Genomic DNA, 1,710 nt, shown 5'->3' with positions numbered 1-1,710 from the left:
CCCGCGCGGCTGCCGGAGACCTCGAGCACCGTGACCCCGTCCAGTCCGTCCTCCGCCAGGAGACGTTCCGCGCCGGTGACGCCCACACCGTCGACGACGACGACGAGGTGCGCCCGTCCCGGCACGACCGGGGCACTCGGTGAGAACGCCGAACGGTCGGAGATGCCCGTTCCCAGCATCGACTCCGCCCCGGCGAGAGAGAACTCGGTGAGCCGGACCCGACCACCGCCGTCGGTGTAGTCGGGGTGTTCGTGGTGCGGGAGCCATTTGAGCCACTCCCAGGCCTGACGGGCGTCGCCCTCGCTCGCGGCCACCGCGACCCGGACCCTGTCGGGCCCGTGGGCCACGACGAGCCCGGCGATCATCGCGCGTACCGCGGAACGCACCACCTCCACCTCACCGTCGAGCGACAGCGCGGCGAACGCGCGCAGCTCCAGCGCCACGGGCAGGTCGTCGACCACCGAGTGCACGCGGACGAAGCGGCGCATGCTCACCACCGAGACCGGCTCCAGGTCGTCGACCGGGCCGGTGTCGGGCGCGTCCACCCGGGTCGCCAGTGCCTGACGGCCCGGGCCCACCCGGATGGTGAGGTCCTCGGGATCCGACTCGTCGCGTTCCCACATCCGGGGCGTGCCCACCAACGCGGGCAGCTCCACCGGATCCGGGTGACGCCACAGGGCGGCGGCGCGCTGGGCGGATGCGGTCGCGCGCACGGTGTCGCGGGTCTGGCCGAGATAGCGCAGGTAGTCCTTCCGCAGTTCGTCGGTCTCGGCGGTCTTGTTACCGCCGCTCAGAGTCCCCGCGAGCATGCCGACGGCGGAGACCGCCATCATCACCGGGAAGAGCATGAACATGGGATTGCGCATCATGCCGGTCCGCATCATCACCACGACCATCCCGCCCACGGCCACCACCAGCACGATCGGCAGGATGATCTGGACGAGGGGCCGGGGCGTGGGCCGGGGCAGGGCGGGCGGCGCCTGCAGCGCCAGCTCCCCACCGGGCATCGGCGGCGCGTCGAGCTTCTCCGCGCGGGTGAACACCACATCACCCATGAACGTCACCCGTGCACGTCACCAGTGATCGATCCCTTCGCTCCCGCCGGGTGTGACCCCGCCGCCGGGAGATGGCGTCCCCACGAGCGCCCGTCCGACCCGACAATATCGGCGTATCGGAAGGCGATGTTAGGGCAGTACACGTCCTGGCGGGGACACCATCCGGGCGGGATCGGGAGGATCTGGAGTGTCGCAACGTAGTGGGATCCGGGAGGTCGCGGCGGGCGTCGATCCCCTGGACCAGCGTCGGGTGTCGATCGTGTGCCGTTCCACCCGGGTGGACCTGAGTCTGCCCGCCCACCTCGCATTGGTCGCGGTGATCCCGGAGGTCGTGGACCTGATCCGGGAGCACATCCGCGCGGTCGCCGGTCCGGCCTCCGGCGTCGATGTCGACGCCCGGATGGGCGGTGACACCGGCGGGTCCTGGCAGCTCTCCCGACTCGCCGGCGGGCCCCTGGCGGTCTCGGAGACGCTCGCGCAGCAGCGGGTGCACGACGGGGAGATCCTCGTCCTCGACCACCGCCCCGTCCCCACGCCGGCGCCGCTCTTCGACGACGTCCTGCAGGGTCTCACCGAACCGGACGTGGCTCGCTCCCCCACCTGGGACCGGCGCGACGCGGTCACCACCGCGACCGCGACGGCGGCGGTGGCGGCG

Annotated in this window: 1 protein-coding gene and 1 pseudogene; one reads left to right on the top strand and one right to left on the bottom strand. The window is 72.3% G+C overall.

Going from position 1 to position 1,710, the window contains the following annotated elements; translation table 11 throughout:
• A pseudogene (locus G6023_RS14185) lies at window positions 1-1,055 on the bottom strand (type VII secretion protein EccC); the annotation flags it as partial.
• A gap of 187 nt (window positions 1,056-1,242) precedes the next feature.
• Between G6023_RS14185 and G6023_RS14180 the strand changes: the two are divergent.
• The coding region (locus G6023_RS14180; protein ID WP_182636115.1) for an EsaB/YukD family protein at window positions 1,243-1,710 on the top strand (468 nt) is incomplete at its 3' end.

The organism is Dietzia sp. DQ11-71, assembly GCF_014144995.1.
GTDB lineage: Bacteria > Actinomycetota > Actinomycetes > Mycobacteriales > Mycobacteriaceae > Dietzia > Dietzia kunjamensis.
The sequence above is the reverse complement of the archived record's forward strand: the minus strand, read 5'-3'. Positions and strand labels throughout refer to the sequence as shown.